The sequence below is a fragment of the Anaerococcus nagyae genome, from assembly GCF_040364225.1.
Classification (GTDB): Bacteria; Bacillota; Clostridia; order Tissierellales; family Peptoniphilaceae; genus Anaerococcus; species Anaerococcus nagyae.
In genome coordinates this window covers 1,854,975-1,872,693 of record NZ_AP031484.1, presented here as the reverse complement: position 1 = coordinate 1,872,693, position 17,719 = coordinate 1,854,975, and the positions used below count along the sequence as shown (strand labels likewise).

Below are 17,719 nucleotides of genomic sequence, written 5' to 3'. Positions count from 1 at the left end.
AAATATGGCTACAGAGCATATAGATTTTTTTGAATTTAATAATTCAATTTTCTCAATGATAAGAGAGATTTCTCATAAAATTGACATATTGTTACAAGACACAGCAACTGAGACAGGTATTACTACCTTACAATTAAAGATGTTAATAACTCTTTATGCGAGCGGAGATGCTCAATCCATAGGTAATCTTGGAAAGGCCATCGGTGTTACTGGTGGTAATATCTCAAATATATGTAAAAAGCTAGAAAAACAAGGGTTCGTTGATAGATTACGTTCTGAAGAAGATGAGAGAGTAGTAAATGTAACTCTTACCGAAAAGGGACGTAAATCTGCCGAAAAGGTTGGACAATATTTTGATCAAATTAGAACTGATATACCAACTGATGGAATAGATGTTAACTTGCAAACTATAATCGATGAATTAGGAGCCCTTGATGAACTGCTTGATAATTACATCTCAAGGAGTGGACTATAAATGAAAGATAAAAAGGATAAAGGTAATAGACCTCTACTTTATTATTGGATAATTGGAATAATATTATATATAATAATACGTTTTGCAATAAGTCCAATTGTAACTCAAGGAGAGGCAGAAGAAGTAAGCTACAGTCAGTTTGTATCAATGATTGAGAAGGACCAAGTAACAGAAGTTTCAAAAGATGATACAAAGTATACATTTAAAGCTATTGTAGATGGCAAAGAAAAAACTTATGAAACAGGTCTTTGGGCAGATACTGATCTTACAGATAGATTATTAGAAGCTAAAAAACATAATAATAAGCTAACTTTTTCTAGAAAAATAGAAACAACTATGAATCCATGGTTAACCCTATTTTTAACGTCTATTTTACCGCTATTATTCTTATGGGTGATTTTTGTTTTTGCATCAAGATCTCTTACGAAAACCATGGGTGGTCGCGGTGGCGCGGACTTCATGAATTTTGGTAAATCCAATGCAAAAGTTTATGTAGAAAATAAAACAGGTAAGACATTTAAAGATGTTGCAGGACAAGAAGAAGCCAAAGACAGTTTGTTTGAAATAGTAGATTTCCTACACAATCCAGGTAAGTATAAGGAAATTGGTGCTAAAATTCCAAAAGGGGTACTTTTAGTAGGGCCTCCAGGAACAGGTAAGACATTACTTGCTAAGGCTGTAGCTGGTGAAGCAAGTGTACCTTTCTTTACTATATCAGGTTCAGAATTCGTAGAAATGTTTGTAGGACTTGGCGCTAGCAAGGTGCGTGACTTATTTAAACAAGCTAAGGAGAAAGCGCCATGTATAGTGTTTATAGATGAGATTGACGCTATAGGTAAAAAAAGAGATACTGGTGGATTTTCTGGCAATGATGAACGTGAACAAACACTAAACCAATTATTGAATGAAATGGATGGTTTTGATGCAACAGAAGGCGTTGTTCTTTTAGCTGCAACAAATAGACCAGAAATCCTAGATCCAGCTCTAACACGTCCAGGACGTTTTGATAGACAAGTTGAAGTTGAACTACCTGATAAGCAAGGTCGTGAAGATATACTAAAGGTTCATGCAAAAAATATTAAACGTGAAGATGATATTGATTATGAAGAAATTGCTAGAAGAACAGCAGGTACTTCAGGTGCTGACTTAGCAAATATAGTAAATGAAGGTGCCTTGCGTGCAGTAAGGGAGCGTCGTAAAAAATTAAGTCAAGAAGATCTAGAAGAATCGATAGAAGTAGTAATTGCAGGTCAACAAAAGAAAAATGCGGTCATTTCCGATGATCAAAAGAAAATTATTGCTTATCATGAAGTAGGTCACGCTTTAGTAGCAGCTATACAAACACAGAAAACACCAGTAACCAAAATTACTATTGTTCCAAGAACTGGTGGTGCTTTAGGCTATACTATGACAGTTGATGAAGATGAAAAGTATATTATGACTAAGCAAGAGCTATTTGATGAAATCTGTACTTTTGCAGGTGGACGTTCAGCAGAAGAACTTATATTCAATACAAAAACTACAGGAGCAAGTAACGATATAGAAAGAGCTACAGCAATGGCAAGGTCTATGGTTACAATCTATGGCATGGATGAAGACTTTGACTTCATGCAATTAGAACAAATCCAAGGTAGATATCTTGGAGGAGAAAGAAATTTAATAGTTTCAGGTGGAACTGGTAATAAAATAGACGAGAAAGTACAATCAATTATCAATCAGGCCCACATGAGAGCTGTAGAGATATTAAAAGAAAATATGGATAAGCTTCATGAAATATCAGATTTCTTATTAAGAGAAGAAACTATTACAGGTGAAGAGTTTATGGAAATTTTAAACCGTAAAGAAGAAGATTCTGTGGATAAAGAAGAAATCAGGGAGAACACAGATGTAGATTTAAAAAATCTAAATGATAGTGAAGTAGAAAAGGAAGATTTACCACCTATATCTGATGATGAAAATGATTTGCCAGAAGCACCAGATACTGATATTTAAAAATCTGAAAGATGCTTTTGAATAGTATAGCTATTCTTAGCATCTTTTTTTTATTAGAATTTTAATAGTATAACTTAACAATGTATAATAATTTGGTTTTAAATTTGTTATCGTTTACATTTATTAAAATATTATGCTATAATCATATTTAAGGTGGCAGATCAATACATATAAGAAAGAGGTGAAAAATGACAAGTAAAGAATTAACCAGAATTGCATTAAGTACAGCCTTGATAGCTGTAGGATCTTTTATAACAATTCCTTTAGGACCAGTTCCATTTACACTACAAACCCTATTTGTAATATTGGCAGGCCTATATCTAAAACCAGCTCATGCAGCATTATCAACATTCTTATATATGATAATAGGGCTAATAGGTGTGCCTATATTTGCAGGTTTTTCTGGAGGGCCTCAATCTTTAGCTAGCCCTACATTTGGATTTATAATAAGCTTTATACCAATGGCTTACATAATTTCAAAAATGGCACATGGAAGTATGGATAACAAAAAAATTATAAGTGGAATTATAGTTGGAGTTATAGTGAGTTATTTAATCGGGTTAATTTACTTAAAATACGGTCTAACAAAATTAAATGGTGTAGAAGTTCCTATGAAAGAGGTTTTAAGCCTAGGATTTATACCATTTATAATCCCAGATGCAGCTAAAATTTTAGTGGCAATTATTGTATATAAGAGGACTTATAAGTATGTAGATGATTCTAATAATAAAATAGAAAGTACTAGTTATGAGTCAAACACTATAGGTAATAAATAAAATTTTATTTTACACTGATTAATTTACTTTAGTAGATCTCTCTATAAATTTTAAATAGAGATTAAAATTTAGTAAGGTTTTTATAAAAGAGAATAATTATGTAATAAATTAAAATAAAGGAGGCTAAATTATGAGCCAAATACTTGAAAATAATATAGTTTATCTTTTAAAATCAAACGAGATAAATCGTGCCTTAGATCTTGTTATTGATAAGACATCTGATAATCAATTAAACACTTATAAGGTCTTATCAGCAAAACTAATGATGTTATTAGGACAATTAGATAGATTTAATGAGTATATCAAAAAAGTCAATATAAAGGCTTATTTTTCTAAGGGTCCATCAACTTATATGTACTATTATATGTACTATTCACTAGTTGAACTAGATTATGAAAAAAGAGAAGAGTACCTGGATAAATTTGAAGAAGCATCAGATTTATTAAATGATGATCAATATAAAATTGAAACAATTTTAAAAGATCTTACAGATGAAAAGCTAGCTTGGATGGAAGAAGAAGAGCATTTAGAATCTGTTGAATCTACAAATACTTATATGAAAGGTGAACTTGAGAAGGGTCATAAGGTCAGAATAGTAACTGCTGATGAGCAAATTGCGGGAAAAGGACAAAAAGATCATTTATTTGTTTCTCCAAAAGGTGGATTATATATTAGCTTAAATATAAAGGTACCTGACTCTGATTTAGTCTTAGTAACTTCACAAGCGGGTGTTTTAGTTGCTAAATCTTTAAAGAAAATATCTGATGAGGATATAAAGATTAAATGGCTTAATGATTTGTATATAGATGATAAGAAATTTGCAGGTATACTTTGCGAATCAGCAGTAGATTGTAAGGGACATGCTCAATATACAATAGTTGGAATTGGTATAAATCTTGTAGAAGAATCTCCTATTCCAGAAAATTTAAAAGAAAAAATGACGACACTTCTAGGCAAAGAAGCTGATCTTTCCACTCGAGACATTATAGAAAATGTAAAATACTATGTTGTACCAGCTATATTTTCTATGCAAGAGGGAATTTGCCATACAAAACTTTTAGAAAAGTACAATGAACTAATAGCAAAAAAAGATGATCTTGTTACTGTCTACAATGAAAGTGAAGAAATTTCAGGAGTTTTAGTGGGATTAGATGAAAATTTAGATGTTGTTTTAGATGTAGACGGAGAAGAAAAATCCTTTTCTTATGGTTATTATAGATTAAAATTTAATAAATAATAATTTTTAAATAGAAAAAATAAAAAATATCAGTTACTAATTTATCCAGTATCTGGTATTTTTTTTACTATAATATAATTGTTTTTAATATTAAAATTATGGATATGTATAATTATAATATATTAATAGGATTCTTTTTATTTTGAGTACTTTAGGGTATCATTTTTATGTAATTGATAAGATATACTGGAGGAAAAATTGAAAATAGCACTAGGACAAGTTGCCCCGATTAAGGGGGAAGTTGATAATAATTATAAATTAATTGAAGATACGATTAGAAAAAGTAAAAGCAAGGGAGCTGATGTTGTAGTTTTACCTGAAGCATGGAATACTTTTTATTATCCTAAAAATATAGAAGAACTAGCTGATGTTGATGGGGAAAGATCCAAAGAGTTTTTATCAAATATTTCTAAGGAATTAGATATTAACATAGTTGGAGGTTCAGTTGCTGTCAAAGAAGACGGCAAAATATACAATAGAAATTATAATTATGATAGAAACGGAAAACTCTTAAGTGAATATGACAAAATACATCTGTTCTCCCCAGCAGGTGAAGATAAGCTTTTTACTAGTGGAAATAAATATGCAACTTTTGAAATGGATGGAGTAAAGTGTGCAGTGGTACTTTGCTATGATGTAAGATTTGTAGAGCGGACTAGAAAGTTTGCTTTAGATGGTATAGAAATTTTATTTATATGCGCATCATGGGCAACATCTAGATTAAATCATTGGGAAGCCTTAAATAGAGCAAGGGCCATTGAAAATCAGATATTTGTAGTAGGAGTTAATTCTACTAGATATAAAGATGATTCAGGTGGACATTCTATGATAGTAGATCCATTAGGAGATTATATTGTAGAACCTTATGAGACTACAGGAGTAAAAACTGCAGAAATAAATATGAATCAAGTCAAAGATGTTAGGAAACAGATGAATATATATAATGATAGAAGAGCGGATCTATATTAGTATAAAAATATAAGTTAAAATATCATCACCATTTATCTCTTAATTTGGTATAAGTGGTGATTTTTTTTATATATTTAATCAGATATTTAATAAAATTTTCTAGGTATTTAATAAAATAAAGAATAAAACTATTGACAGCAGGAAAACATTTTGATATATTATAATTGCCGTTAATCATTTAACATATATCGGCTATAATGTAGAGTATATCACTCGGAATACATATTTAAGGAGGCAATATGGACGGTATTCACACTATTTCTACTAATATGATGCAAACGACTGCAATAGCTATCGTGATGCTTTATGTGGGGAAATTCTTAAGGAAGAATGTTAACTTCTTCGATAGATTTTGTATACCAGCACCAGTAATTGGAGGATTTTTATTTGCTATAATTCATCTTATCCTAAAATCATCTGGTATAGCAACTTTTGAAATGGATACGACATTAAAAGATCCATTTATGATGGTTTTCTTTGCATCAATAGGTATAGGAGCAAACCTGGAAACACTAAAAAAAGGTGGAAAAGGATTTGTAATATTCCTTATTCTATCTGTAGTGCTTGTAGCTTTCCAAAATATTATTGGAATGGGGCTTGCTAAACTTATCGGTCAAAACTCATTGCTAGGTCTTGTTTGTGGATCTATTACTATGGTTGGTGGACATGGTACAGCAGGGGCTTGGGGTCCAGAATTAGAAGCTATGGGATTACCAGCTGGAGAAGTCGTTGCATTAGCTGCAGCTACATTTGGTGTAATTATGGGTTCATTAATAGGTGGACCAATTGGTTCTGCTAGAATCAAAAGACATAACTTAAAACCAAATCCAGAATTACTTGTTGAACCAGATAGTGAAGAAGAAGCAATAATTGAAAAAGACCATCCACTAGTAGTAGATGACTTTTTAAAAGTTTTTGCTTTAATATTTATTTCAGTTGGATTAGGTGCTATATTAAAGCAATTTTTATATGACAATGTATCAATAGTAGGAACACCTCTTAACTTACCAGAGTATGTAGCAGCTATGATTTTTGCGGCTATATATGTAAACACAATTGGTAAAAAAGATGGTTGGGAAATAAATCAAAGAGCTAATGATATATGTGGAGCTATGGGACTTAATATTTTCTTATCAATAGCCCTTATAACACTTGACTTAACACAACTAAAAGCAGTAGCTGGTCCAATGTTAATAATTCTATTTGCACAAACTATATTTATGGCTATATTTTCTTACTTTATAACATACAAAGTTATGGGTAGCGACTATGATGCAGCTGTTCTAGCTGGGGGTATGTGTGGATTTGGCATGGGAGCTACATACAATGCTTTGGCTAATATGGATGCCATTACAGAAAAATATGGTCCTGCTCCAAAAGCATACTTTATCTTGCCGATGGTAGGAGCATTTGCAATAGATATTATTAATGTATTAATGATAACTGTATTTGCACAGATTACATTTTAATAATTTTTGATGTTAGTAATATACCAAGATATCTTATAAAATTATAAATAGGTTACGGGTTTAAGATTATGCTATAACTTACCTTTCCCGCTTGGTTATTTGAGACTAATGTTTAAGTAAAAAAGGTGATACTATAGATTAGTAGTGGTATCACTTTTTTGCTTTTTTGTTAAGTTAATTAGTATCTATTTAAATTATCGTGTTAGAAATATTGTGTGATATTATACAAATTATTGTTCTATAAATTTTATATTTAAAAATCAAGAGTTTTAGTTAAAAATATGATTTTTGTTTATATATAAATACGATATCCTAGTTATCTCTTTAAAAGAATATTAAAATTTGGTATTATATAATCTAGGATATGATAATCTTATATTTTGAGAATTGTAGAATTATTGTATCAGAAACTATTAGAATTTAGAAAGGAGGAATAAGTGAATTCAAATCAAATTTTAGATGCATTAGCAAACGATATCAATACATTGACTACTGCGCAAAAAATGCAGGGAGCAGGCCAAACAACTCTACTTTCTATGGGAACAGTTTTTGCGGTATTAGTAATATTAATATTAGTAATAAAACTTATGGGTAAAGCTGTTGGAGATAAGAAGGAAACTAATAATGTAAAAGAAACTTCTAAAACAAGTCCAGCAAAAAAAACTGTAAAAAAAGTAGAAGTAGAGGATGAAGATGAAGTTGTAGCAGTAATTACTGCAGCAGTTTGTCAAGCCTTGGGAAGCGATTCAGTAAAGATACATATTAAAGAAAATTAATATATAGTATAAATCATAATATAATTATGGAGGAATTTATGAAAAAATTAAATGTTACAGTTAATGGAAAGACTTACGAGGTTGAAGTAGAAGAAGATGATTTTCTTGAATCTCAAAAAAGACCAACTGTAGTTTATCAACCTGCTAGCAATACTCAACCAGCAGCATCAACATCAAATGAAACAGAAAAGCAAGCAGCACCTGCGGCAGCATCAGCTTCATCTGTTACTTCACCACTACCAGGAACAATAAATAAAATAAATGTTAGTGAAGGTGAATCAGTATCTAAAGGTGATGTACTATTAGTACTTGAAGCTATGAAAATGGAAAATGATATAAAAGCTCCTAATGACGGAGTAGTTAATAAAATACATGTAGCTAGTGGGGATAATGTAAATACAGGGGATCCACTTGTAGATATCGCTTAGGAGAAAATAATGTCACATGTAATAGGGAATTTTTTATCTTCTACTGGCTTTGCCGCACTTACTTGGCAAGCAGTGGTAATGCTAGTTATATCAGTTGTTTTAATTTATTTAGCTATAGCTAAAGGATTTGAGCCATTATTATTACTACCTATTGGTTTTGGAATGCTTTTAACAAATTTACCACTAGCTGGTCTAATGCAAGCAGGTATAGATAAGCTTACAATAATTGATTCTAATAAAGCTAGTGGAGTGATATCTGTAGTCAGTGAGTTACAGCAACCTGGAGGATTATTAGGATATTTCTTTAAGGGTGATGAATTAGGTATATTTCCACCTTTAATATTTATGGGTGTTGGAGCTATGACAGACTTTGGTCCATTAATAGCAGACCCTAAATCATTAATTTTAGGTGCAGCAGCTCAATTTGGTATATTCTTTACCTTTATGGGGGCTATATTACTAGGCTTTAATGGTCAAGAGGCCTCTTCTATTGCTATAATAGGTGGGGCAGATGGTCCAACATCGATTTATCTAACAGGACAACTTGCTCCTCATATGCTAGGTCAAGTAGCTGTAGCAGCCTATTCATATATGGCGCTTGTTCCGATTATACAACCTCCTATAATGAAGGCTTTGACAACTAAAAATGAGCGTGTAATTAAAATGCCTCAAATGAGAAAGGTATCTAAGAAAGAAAAGATAATATTCCCAATACTAGTAACTTTACTAGTATCCCTTACTTTACCAGATGCAGCACCTTTAATCGGTATGCTTATGTTTGGTAATTTAATGAAAGAATCCCTAGTAGTTGATCGCTTAACAAAGACAGCTCAAAATGAACTCATGAATATAATTACCATATTGCTAGGATTATCTGTAGGTGCTTCTGCATCTGCTGAACAGTTTTTAAACTTAGCTACCCTAAAGATTATGTTATTAGGATTGATTGCCTTTGCAATAGGAACTGCAACTGGTGTTTTAATGGCTAAGCTTATGAATTTATTTTTAAAAGATGAAAATAAGATCAATCCACTTATAGGTTCTGCCGGAGTATCAGCTGTACCTATGGCTGCTAGAGTATCTAATGTAGTTGGACAAGAAGCTGATCCAAGTAATTTCCTATTAATGAATGCTATGGGTCCAAATGTATCAGGTGTTATAGGCTCTGCAGTAGCAGCAGGTGTGTTACTCACATTATTTGGATAATAATAGACAACAATTTAGGCGTTTGTATTTTATAACAAAGGAGGATTATGGATAAATTTTTATCTTATTTTGGTGAATTAAGTAAAAATCCAGGGGAAATTACTTCATTTAAGTTTGAGTATCTTACTACACTTGGACTTGCTGCTATAGTTATATTTCTTGGTAGGTTTTTGGTAAGTAAATCAAAAGCTTTACAAAAATACGCTATACCTGCTCCTGTGGTCTCTGGCATTATATTTTCGCTTATAATATCATTAATCAAAACTGTGGGAATTATAGACCTTACTTTTGATGCAGAAGTAACTAAAGATTTGGCTCAGAACTTATTTTTCTTGGCTGTAGGGTATAGTTTTTCCACAGAACTTATGAAAAGTGCTGGAAGTAAGCTTGTATTAAGAGTGACCTGGGTTTCCTGTTTACTGATATTATTACAAGACTTATTAGGTTTGGGAGCTGCTAAAGTATTAGGTCTCAATCCTTATTTGGGTTTACAGGCTTCATCTGCAGGCATGAGTGGTGGAGTCGGAACAGCAGCGGCTTTTGGTCCTATATTTCAATCTATGGGTGCACCAAATAATGTAACAGAATTTGGTGTAGCAGCAGGTACTATGGGAAATATCATGGGATCATTAGTGGGCGGTCCTGTAGCTGCATATTTAATCAGAAAACATAATTTAAAATCTGATCCTAATGATAAGCCAGAAACAGCTAAGAAAAATATTGTTGCTGTAATTGACAACACAAAGATGATTAGATCTTTTGCAATGATGTTATTAATTGCTGCCATAGGAATACCAGTAAAATATTTACTTGATTTGATACCCCTTATACAAATGCCTAAATTTATTGGATGTTTATTTGCAGGCGTTATAGCTAGGTATATAAAAGATAAAAGTGGAAGTGAGCTTTATATTCCAGAAGTTAATGCAATTCAGGATATGTTTTTAGAATTATATTTAGCTTTGGTATTAATGACAATTGACATAACAGCTATAGCTTCTCAAGCTTCATCCTTAGTAGTTATATTATTATTGCAAGCGATTTTAATTGCAGTATTTACTTTAACTATTTCATTTAAAGCTTTCGGATCAGATTATGGAGCAGCTGTTATGGCAGCAGGTAACTGTGGCTGGGGCTGTGGATCAGGTCCAAATGCTGTAGCTAATGTAAAGGCTGTTATGCAAGAGTATGGATATCATAATTTAGCTTGGGTGTTTTATCCTTCGTTTGCTGTAATTATAGATGATATATTTAATCCTATATTGTTGTCAGTCTTAGGCTCTTTATTAAGATAAATAATATTTATCATAATAGAATACATTCACTAAGTATAAAATTATGTTAATAACCTTTTTCGATTAGATTAGTTTTCGTTATACTATAAAAATATAGTAGTGAAGTAAGCAAAAGAAAAAGGTTGTTTTAGTTTTTAATATATAGCAGTAATGTATAAGTTGATTTATAATATAATATATATTAGTAAATACCTTATTGAGTATAAATATTTTACAACTTGAAACTGTATTCCCTGTATTTTTAGTGACATATACTTATCTCACTGAGGATGAATTTTATCAAAATTCATCCTCAGTGATTTTTTATTTAGATATTGTTTTTATAGTTAAAAATTCTTATTATTTATTGTTAATTAATTGCGTTCACTGTATATATTTTGTGATATAAAAATAGTGAGGTTTATAATTTACATGAAATCGATTTTGTGCTACAATGATTAAGAATGACATTAGAATAGTAAAGGAGAGATATAATGGAATATTATGTTGATTTAAACAGTGACATAGGGGAATCATTTGGTTCATATAAAATAGGATTAGATGAAGAAATTATAAAGTATGTTACAAGTATTAATTTAGCTTGTGGTTATCATGCAGGTGATCCACTTATTATGGATAAAACTTGTGAGTTAGCTCAACAAAAAGGTGTAAGAATTGGTGCTCACCCAGGATATCCTGATTTAATGGGATTTGGTAGAAGAAAGATGGATGTTAGTCCAGAAGAAGCTCGTGGATATTTCTTATATCAAGTAGGTGCTTTAGAAGCATTTGCAAAAGCTCATGGAACAACATTACAACACGTAAAATTACATGGAGCATTTTATAATACTGCTTGCAATGATGAAAAATTAGCTAATGCTATTTTGGATGCGGTTGAAGAGTATAACAAAGATCTAATATTAATGGTATTATCAGGATCATACATAGCTAAAGAAGGTAAAAAACGTGGACTAAGAGTAGCCCAAGAAGTATTTGCTGATAGAGGATATAATGAAGATGGAACTTTGGTAAATAGAAAGCTTCCAGGGGCTTTTGTAAAAGATCCTAAAGAAGCTCTACCACGTGTAATAAAAATGATAAAGGAAGGAAAAGTTACTACAGCTGATGGTAAGGAGATAGACATAGCAGCTGATTCTATCTGTGTGCATGGAGATAACCCAGAAGCTTTAGAGTTTGTTAGAATTTTAAAGGAAGGTCTAATAGAAGAAGGGATTAAAGTTACTTCTTTGGACGAATTTTTAGGAAAATAGGATGACAAAAAACAATAAAAATACAAATACTACTAATGATAAAGCTGTATACGAGCCTAAAGACGAGTCTACAGTTAAATCTGTAAAAAGTAAGAGTAATCCTTCAGTCCTCATTGGTGCAGCTTTTTTAATGGCTGCATCATCATGTGGACCAGGATTTATAGCACAGACAGGTAAATTTACATTTGACTTAGATAAGTCTTTTGCTTTTGTAATATTATCTGCCGTACTTATATCTCTAATTGCTCAACTAAATGTCTGGAGAGTTATATCTGTATCAGGTATGAGAGGTCAAGATATAGCTAATAAAGTTTTACCGGGCTTAGGATATTTCATTGCTGCTTTAGTTGCTATTGGTGGACTTGCTTTTAATATTGGTAATGTAGGTGGTGCAGGTATTGGTTTAAATATTTTATTTGGACTAGATCCAAGGATAGGTGCTGCTATAGGTGGTATTATAGGAATTCTAATATTCTCTAATCCAAAAGCTAAAAGTATTTTGGATCAAACATCAAAATACTTTGGTATCATAATGATAATACTTATAACATATGTTGCTATAAAGACAAAGCCTCCAGTTGGAGAAGCGTTTGGATCTATGATAGTCCCAGAAAAATCAATGACTGAATTATTCCCTGCAATTATTACTTTAATTGGTGGTACAGTAGGTGGATATATCATCTTTTCAGGTGGACATAGATTAGTTGATGCTGGTATAACAGGAGAAGAGAATCTTGATGAAGTTAATAAATCAGCTATTTTAGGTATAGTCGTAGCATTTATTATGAGGGTATTATTATTCTTAGCTATATTAGGTGCTATAAGAATAGCTCGTGATCAAATCGATCCTCAAGATATTGCAGCAACAGCTTTTAGAGTTGGAGCAGGAAATGTCGGATATAAGGTGTTTGGACTTTTATTCTTCCTAGCATCACTTACTCCTATAGTAGGTGCAGCATATACATCTGTATCATTCCTTAAAACTTTATCGACAACTGTTGCTAAAAAAGAGTCCTTGATTACTAACCTATTTTTAGTAATTTCAACAATAGTATTTATTATTATAGGTAAGCCACAAAAATTACTTGTAGTAGTAGGTACATTAAATGGATTTATTTTACCTATTACACTTGCTGTAATGTTAGCAGCAACTAGAAAGAAAGATATTATAGGAGAATACAAACACTCAAAACTATTGTATGTTCTTGGCATCTTAGTTGTTATATTTACTGGTATTATGAGTATAAAAACTTTGATTGAAATGGTAAGCGTAGGAATATAAAGGAAAATATATAATGGAAAATATAAAATATTTACCATCAGGAGATAGTGCTCTTGTAATGGAATTTGGTAATGAAATTAGTAAAGAAATTAATGCAAGTATATCTCAGGTAGTAAATTATCTTAAGGATGAAAGACTAAATGGTATTGTTGATATTTTGCCAACTTATAGATCAATATTAATCAACTATGATCCTAGAGTTTTTACTTTTGATGAACTTGTAGAAAAATTAGATTCTATAGAAATAGCAGATACCAATCTTTCAGATGGGAATGTTAGATTAATAGAGATCCCAACTCTTTATGGAGGAGAATACGGACCTGATATATCTAATGTAGCAGAAAATGCAGGACTTTCTGAAGATGAAGTTATAAAAATACATGCAGGTGTAGATTATTTGGTATATATGATGGGGTTCTTGCCAGGATTTACCTATTTAGGTGGTCTAGATGAGAGAATAGCAACTCCAAGACTTTCATCTCCAAGACTTAAAATAGTACCAGGGTCAGTTGGTATAGCAGGCACACAAACAGGTATGTATCCACTAGAATCACCAGGAGGATGGCAACTAATAGGCAGAACACCAGTAAAACTTTATGATCCATCTAATCCAGAATCGCCAGTATTTATAAATGCAGGTGATTATATTAGATATGTTTCAGTTGATGAGCAAACATATAATAAGATTTTAGAAGAGGTTAATGCTGGAACTTATAAGGTAAATATAAAAGAAGTTAAGAGGGGGGAACTCCGTGGCTAATGTTGAAGTTATAAATGGTGGCATGTTGTCCACTATACAAGATAGTGGAAGATACGGTTACCAAGAAATAGGTATCAATGTTTCAGGATTTGCAGACGATTATAATGCTAGAATAGCTAATCTACTTGTAGGAAATGATAAAGATGATGCTGTAATCGAAATGGCATTTTTAGGTTCAAGTTTTAAATTTAATGAACCAATGCTAATTGCCCTTACAGGAGCAGATTTTTCTCCAAATATAAATGGAGAACCTATAGAAAATTATAGATCTTATTTAGTAAAAGAAGGTGATGAATTAAACTTAACTGCTGCTAAAAATGGATTCAGAGGCTATATAGCTTTTGGTGGAGAGATTGATGTTCCAGTAGTTAATGGATCAAAATCTACAAATCTAAAGACTGCTATAGGTGGCTATAAAGGACGCAAGCTAATGACAGATGATAGCTTTGATGTAAAAGTATCAGAAGGTACAAAAGAAAGAAAGCTTGCAGCAAAATATATAAATCAATATTCTAAATTTAGTGAATTAAGAGTAGTAAGAGGTCCACAAGATGATGCTTTTACAGATAAAGGAATATTTGATTTCTTTAACTCAGGTGGATACACAGTAACAAAAGATTTTGACCGTATGGGTATAAGGCTTTCAGGAAATAAAATTGAGCATAAAGAATCAGCAGATATAATATCTGATGGTACAGCTCTAGGGTCAATACAAGTTCCTTCAAATGGACAACCAATCATTCTATTTGTAGATAGACAAACAACTGGTGGATATACAAAAGTTGGCACTGTGATCACAGCTGATATTCATAAATTAGGAAACCTTAATTATAAAGATAAGATAATATTCACAGAAGTAAGCCCAGAAGAGGCAAATAAAATTGCTCGTGACTATTATGAAACTTTTGAAAATATCGCTAAGGAGCTAAATGCATGAAATTAAGTGAACTTGCAAACATGAGTCCTAAGGAAGTTAGAGGATTAATTAGAATAGGCGAAGTAAATATGCCTACATCAGGAATGAGTGAAGGTTATTTACAAGCAAATTTGGCTATTTTGCCTAAAAAATATGCTTATGATTTTTTACTTTTTGCCCAAAGAAATCCAAAACCATGTCCAATACTTGAAGTATTAGATGAAGGCTCATCATTAACTAAGATTATGGCTGATGGAGCAGATATAAAAACAGATATACCAAAATACAGAATCTATGAAAATGGTGAATTCAAAGAAGAAGTAACTGATCTTAAAAATGTTTGGCAAGATGACTTTGTGACATTTGTAATAGGATGTTCATTCTCATTTGAAAAGGCTATGATTGAAGCAGGTATTCCTGTAAGGCATATAGAAGACGAACATAATGTTCCTATGTATATTACAAATATTGAATGTGAAAGTGCGGGATCTTTTCATGGTAATATGGTAGTTTCTATGAGACCTATACCATATGAGGATGTAGTAAGAGCTAGCACAGTAACTGCAAGATTCCCAGCTACTCATGGAGCACCAATCCATATAGGAAATCCTGAGGTGATTGGTATCAAAGATATTGATAATCCAGATTTTGGCGAAAGAAGTGATTTTAAAGAAGGTGAAGTTCCGGTATTTTGGGCTTGCGGAGTAACTCCACAAGCTGTAGCTATGGCCTCAAAACCAGAAATTATGATTACTCATGCACCTGGTCATATGCTTATATTAGATAAAAAAGATGCGTATGTATCAGTATTTTAATTAGAGAGATTGTTACAAAATTATAAACAATTATCGTTTTATTAGAGCTAACTTATAAGTCATAATACTATTAAGTTAGCTCTTAAAAACTTATTTTTTATTTTTACTTGCGAGTACTCTTATAGCAAGAATTAATAAAGATGGTTTATTTATCGTGTGGTAATTTCTTTTTATTTGAAAGGCAATGATTAATGAAAATATCCTTAATAGAACCAGAACTGCTTAGATTAAATGCAACTTATAATTTTAATTTGACAGAAAATTTAATAAAAAAAGCAGGAAAAGAAAATCCTGATGTTATAGTATTACCAGAAATATTTAATACGGCTGAAATAGATAGTCAAGCAATAAAATATGCAGATAATAATGGGAAAAATACTAAGCAACTATTATCAAAGCTTTCCAAAGAATTAAACATCTATATAATTGGTGGATCCGTTTTAGATAAAAGAGATGGTAGCATTTACAATACTTCTTATGTATTTGATAAGCTTGGTAAGCTTATAGGTCATTATGATAAAACACATTTATATTCAAGTTCTGGAGAAAAGGAAATAGTAAAGGCCGGGAATGATAGACTTATCTTTGATGTAGATGGTATAAAGTGTGGAGTTGTAATCTGTTATGATATAGAATTTGCTTCATGGGTTACCTCTTATGCTTTAGATGGTGTAGAAGTATTGTTTAATCCAGCAGCTTGGCATGAAGATTGGATGATTAACTATGATAGCTTAGTTAGAGCAAGAGCTATTGAAAACCAAATATTTGTGGTTGGTGTAAATTCTATTGGAAGAGCCTCTGAAGGATATTTTGGAGGCCATTCTCAGATAGTTGATCCAATGGGAAGATATATAATAGAGACAAGTAGTGAAGGTCCTATCAAGACAGCAAGTATAGATATAAATGATACAAAAGATTACAAAGAAACATTTAGAATTTTAAATGATAGAAGAGAAGACCTATATAGGAATTTATATAATTAGAGTAAAACAAAAATCGAAAAAACTATAAAAAATAGATGTTGATAAAAAAATAGCCTGTGTTATAATAGTATATGAAAATGTTATCACATCACATAAAATAAAGGAGAAAATTTTAAATGAAAGCCTTAATAATTGATTATATGTCAGATAAAATTGACAATGGATTGAAAGATTTGGGAATCGAATATGACAAGGAAATGCTTCCTAGTAAAGAAAAACTAATGGAGCTTATTCCATCATATGATATGCTAATAATGAGGGTTGATCCATTTATAGATAAAGATATCATGGATGCAGGAGAGAACCTAAAAGCAATCTTTGTAGGTTCAACAGGAACAAATCATATTGATAAAGATTATGCTAAAGAAAAAGGTATAGAAATATATAACTCACCAGGACTTAATGCAAACGCTGTAGCAGAACTTGTAATAGCAAAAATACTTGATCTTTATAGAAATACAGTACAAGCTCAAAATGAGATCAAAAATGAAGGAATCTGGAATAAGTACAGATGGGAAGGTAGAGAACTTAGAAATAAAACTATTGGAATAATAGGTTACGGAGCTATAGGTAGAAGAGTTGGAGAAATAGCAAATGTATTCCATATGGATGTACTTGCAAGAGACCCATTCCTCACAGAAGCTGATATTAAAGAAGACTACACAAAACTAACAGACCTTGATGAAATATTAGAAAAATCTGATATTATTACTTTACACATCCCTCTAACACCTGATACAAAAGATATGATAGGTAAAGAAGAACTAGAAAAAATGAAAGATGATGCTATAATCATCAATGCTGCTAGAGGTGGAATAGTAAATGAAGATGCTCTTTATGATGCATTAGAAAATAAAGTTATAGGCGGTGCAAACTTTGATACTATTTCAAATGAACTTGGTGCAGGTGGACTTGATTCTACAGATACTCATGTAGAAAGCAAGTTGTTTGATTGTGATAGATTCTATATCACTCCACATATAGGTGGATCTACAAAAGATTCTCAAGATGATATAGGTGATGTTGTACTTGGAAATATCAAAAAACACTTTGATTTATAATTAAGATTAACATTGAAAGTTGCTATAAA

17 protein-coding genes are annotated in these 17,719 nt (G+C 31.6%); all 17 read left to right on the top strand.

The genetic code is table 11. The features are described 5' to 3' along the window. Nucleotides 1-4: 4 nt before the first annotated feature. The 17 genes from ABXG81_RS09130 to ABXG81_RS09050 all read left to right on the top strand — a co-directional run bounded on the left by ABXG81_RS09130 (nucleotide 5) and on the right by ABXG81_RS09050 (nucleotide 17,690). Entirely contained in the window at nucleotides 5-475 is a 471-nt protein-coding gene (locus tag ABXG81_RS09130; protein ID WP_117520543.1) for a MarR family transcriptional regulator, read from the top strand. Further along, the gene (gene ftsH / locus ABXG81_RS09125; RefSeq protein ID WP_316115756.1) at nucleotides 476-2,467 is read left to right on the top strand and encodes an ATP-dependent zinc metalloprotease FtsH; all 1,992 of its coding nucleotides are present in this window, start codon (nucleotides 476-478) and stop codon (nucleotides 2,465-2,467) included. A 188-nt stretch (nucleotides 2,468-2,655) separates the two neighbouring features. Next, nucleotides 2,656-3,243: a biotin transporter BioY gene (locus tag ABXG81_RS09120; protein WP_353528828.1), complete on the top strand. Its 588-nt coding sequence runs from the start codon at nucleotides 2,656-2,658 to the stop codon at nucleotides 3,241-3,243. Between the two features lie 130 nt (nucleotides 3,244-3,373). Further along, entirely contained in the window at nucleotides 3,374-4,480 is a 1,107-nt protein-coding gene (locus ABXG81_RS09115) for a biotin--[acetyl-CoA-carboxylase] ligase (protein WP_117520537.1), read from the top strand. 198 nt (nucleotides 4,481-4,678) lie between these two features. Beyond that, entirely contained in the window at nucleotides 4,679-5,449 is a 771-nt protein-coding gene (locus tag ABXG81_RS09110) for a carbon-nitrogen family hydrolase (protein WP_209814309.1), read from the top strand. Nucleotides 5,450-5,688: 239 nt separating this feature from the next. Continuing rightward, on the top strand, nucleotides 5,689-6,918 hold the full coding sequence (gene gltS, locus ABXG81_RS09105; RefSeq protein WP_353528827.1) for a sodium/glutamate symporter: 1,230 nt from the start codon (nucleotides 5,689-5,691) through the stop codon (nucleotides 6,916-6,918). Between the two features lie 437 nt (nucleotides 6,919-7,355). After that, nucleotides 7,356-7,694 carry an OadG family protein gene (locus tag ABXG81_RS09100; RefSeq protein ID WP_117520533.1) on the top strand — a complete coding sequence of 113 codons (339 nt, stop codon included), beginning with the start codon at nucleotides 7,356-7,358 and terminating at the stop codon, nucleotides 7,692-7,694. Nucleotides 7,695-7,732: 38 nt separating this feature from the next. Next, nucleotides 7,733-8,122 carry a biotin/lipoyl-containing protein gene (locus ABXG81_RS09095; protein WP_117520531.1) on the top strand — a complete coding sequence of 130 codons (390 nt, stop codon included), beginning with the start codon at nucleotides 7,733-7,735 and terminating at the stop codon, nucleotides 8,120-8,122. A 9-nt stretch (nucleotides 8,123-8,131) separates the two neighbouring features. After that, nucleotides 8,132-9,328: a sodium ion-translocating decarboxylase subunit beta gene (locus tag ABXG81_RS09090; protein WP_353528826.1), complete on the top strand. Its 1,197-nt coding sequence runs from the start codon at nucleotides 8,132-8,134 to the stop codon at nucleotides 9,326-9,328. A gap of 47 nt (nucleotides 9,329-9,375) precedes the next feature. Further along, nucleotides 9,376-10,623, top strand: coding sequence for a sodium/glutamate symporter (locus tag ABXG81_RS09085; RefSeq protein WP_117520527.1), 1,248 nt, complete (start codon nucleotides 9,376-9,378; stop codon nucleotides 10,621-10,623). A gap of 473 nt (nucleotides 10,624-11,096) precedes the next feature. Further along, nucleotides 11,097-11,873: a 5-oxoprolinase subunit PxpA gene (locus ABXG81_RS09080; protein ID WP_117520525.1), complete on the top strand. Its 777-nt coding sequence runs from the start codon at nucleotides 11,097-11,099 to the stop codon at nucleotides 11,871-11,873. 1 nt (nucleotide 11,874) lies between these two features. Beyond that, entirely contained in the window at nucleotides 11,875-13,155 is a 1,281-nt protein-coding gene (locus ABXG81_RS09075; protein ID WP_117520523.1) for an NRAMP family divalent metal transporter, read from the top strand. A gap of 10 nt (nucleotides 13,156-13,165) precedes the next feature. Beyond that, nucleotides 13,166-13,915 (top strand): 5-oxoprolinase subunit PxpB, encoded by a 750-nt coding sequence (pxpB, locus tag ABXG81_RS09070; RefSeq protein WP_353529255.1) that lies wholly within the window; start codon nucleotides 13,166-13,168, stop codon nucleotides 13,913-13,915. Continuing rightward, nucleotides 13,908-14,852, top strand: coding sequence for a biotin-dependent carboxyltransferase family protein (locus ABXG81_RS09065; RefSeq protein ID WP_209813525.1), 945 nt, complete (start codon nucleotides 13,908-13,910; stop codon nucleotides 14,850-14,852). Before pxpB ends, ABXG81_RS09065 begins: the two co-directional genes overlap by 8 nt. After that, nucleotides 14,849-15,646, top strand: coding sequence for a putative hydro-lyase (locus ABXG81_RS09060; RefSeq protein ID WP_117520517.1), 798 nt, complete (start codon nucleotides 14,849-14,851; stop codon nucleotides 15,644-15,646). Before ABXG81_RS09065 ends, ABXG81_RS09060 begins: the two co-directional genes overlap by 4 nt. Nucleotides 15,647-15,837: 191 nt before the next feature. Next, a complete protein-coding gene (locus tag ABXG81_RS09055) occupies nucleotides 15,838-16,629 on the top strand; it encodes a nitrilase-related carbon-nitrogen hydrolase (protein WP_316115765.1) in 792 nt (263 codons plus the stop codon). A gap of 116 nt (nucleotides 16,630-16,745) precedes the next feature. Continuing rightward, a complete protein-coding gene (locus tag ABXG81_RS09050) occupies nucleotides 16,746-17,690 on the top strand; it encodes an NAD(P)-dependent oxidoreductase (protein ID WP_117520513.1) in 945 nt (314 codons plus the stop codon). Nucleotides 17,691-17,719 lie beyond the last annotated feature (29 nt).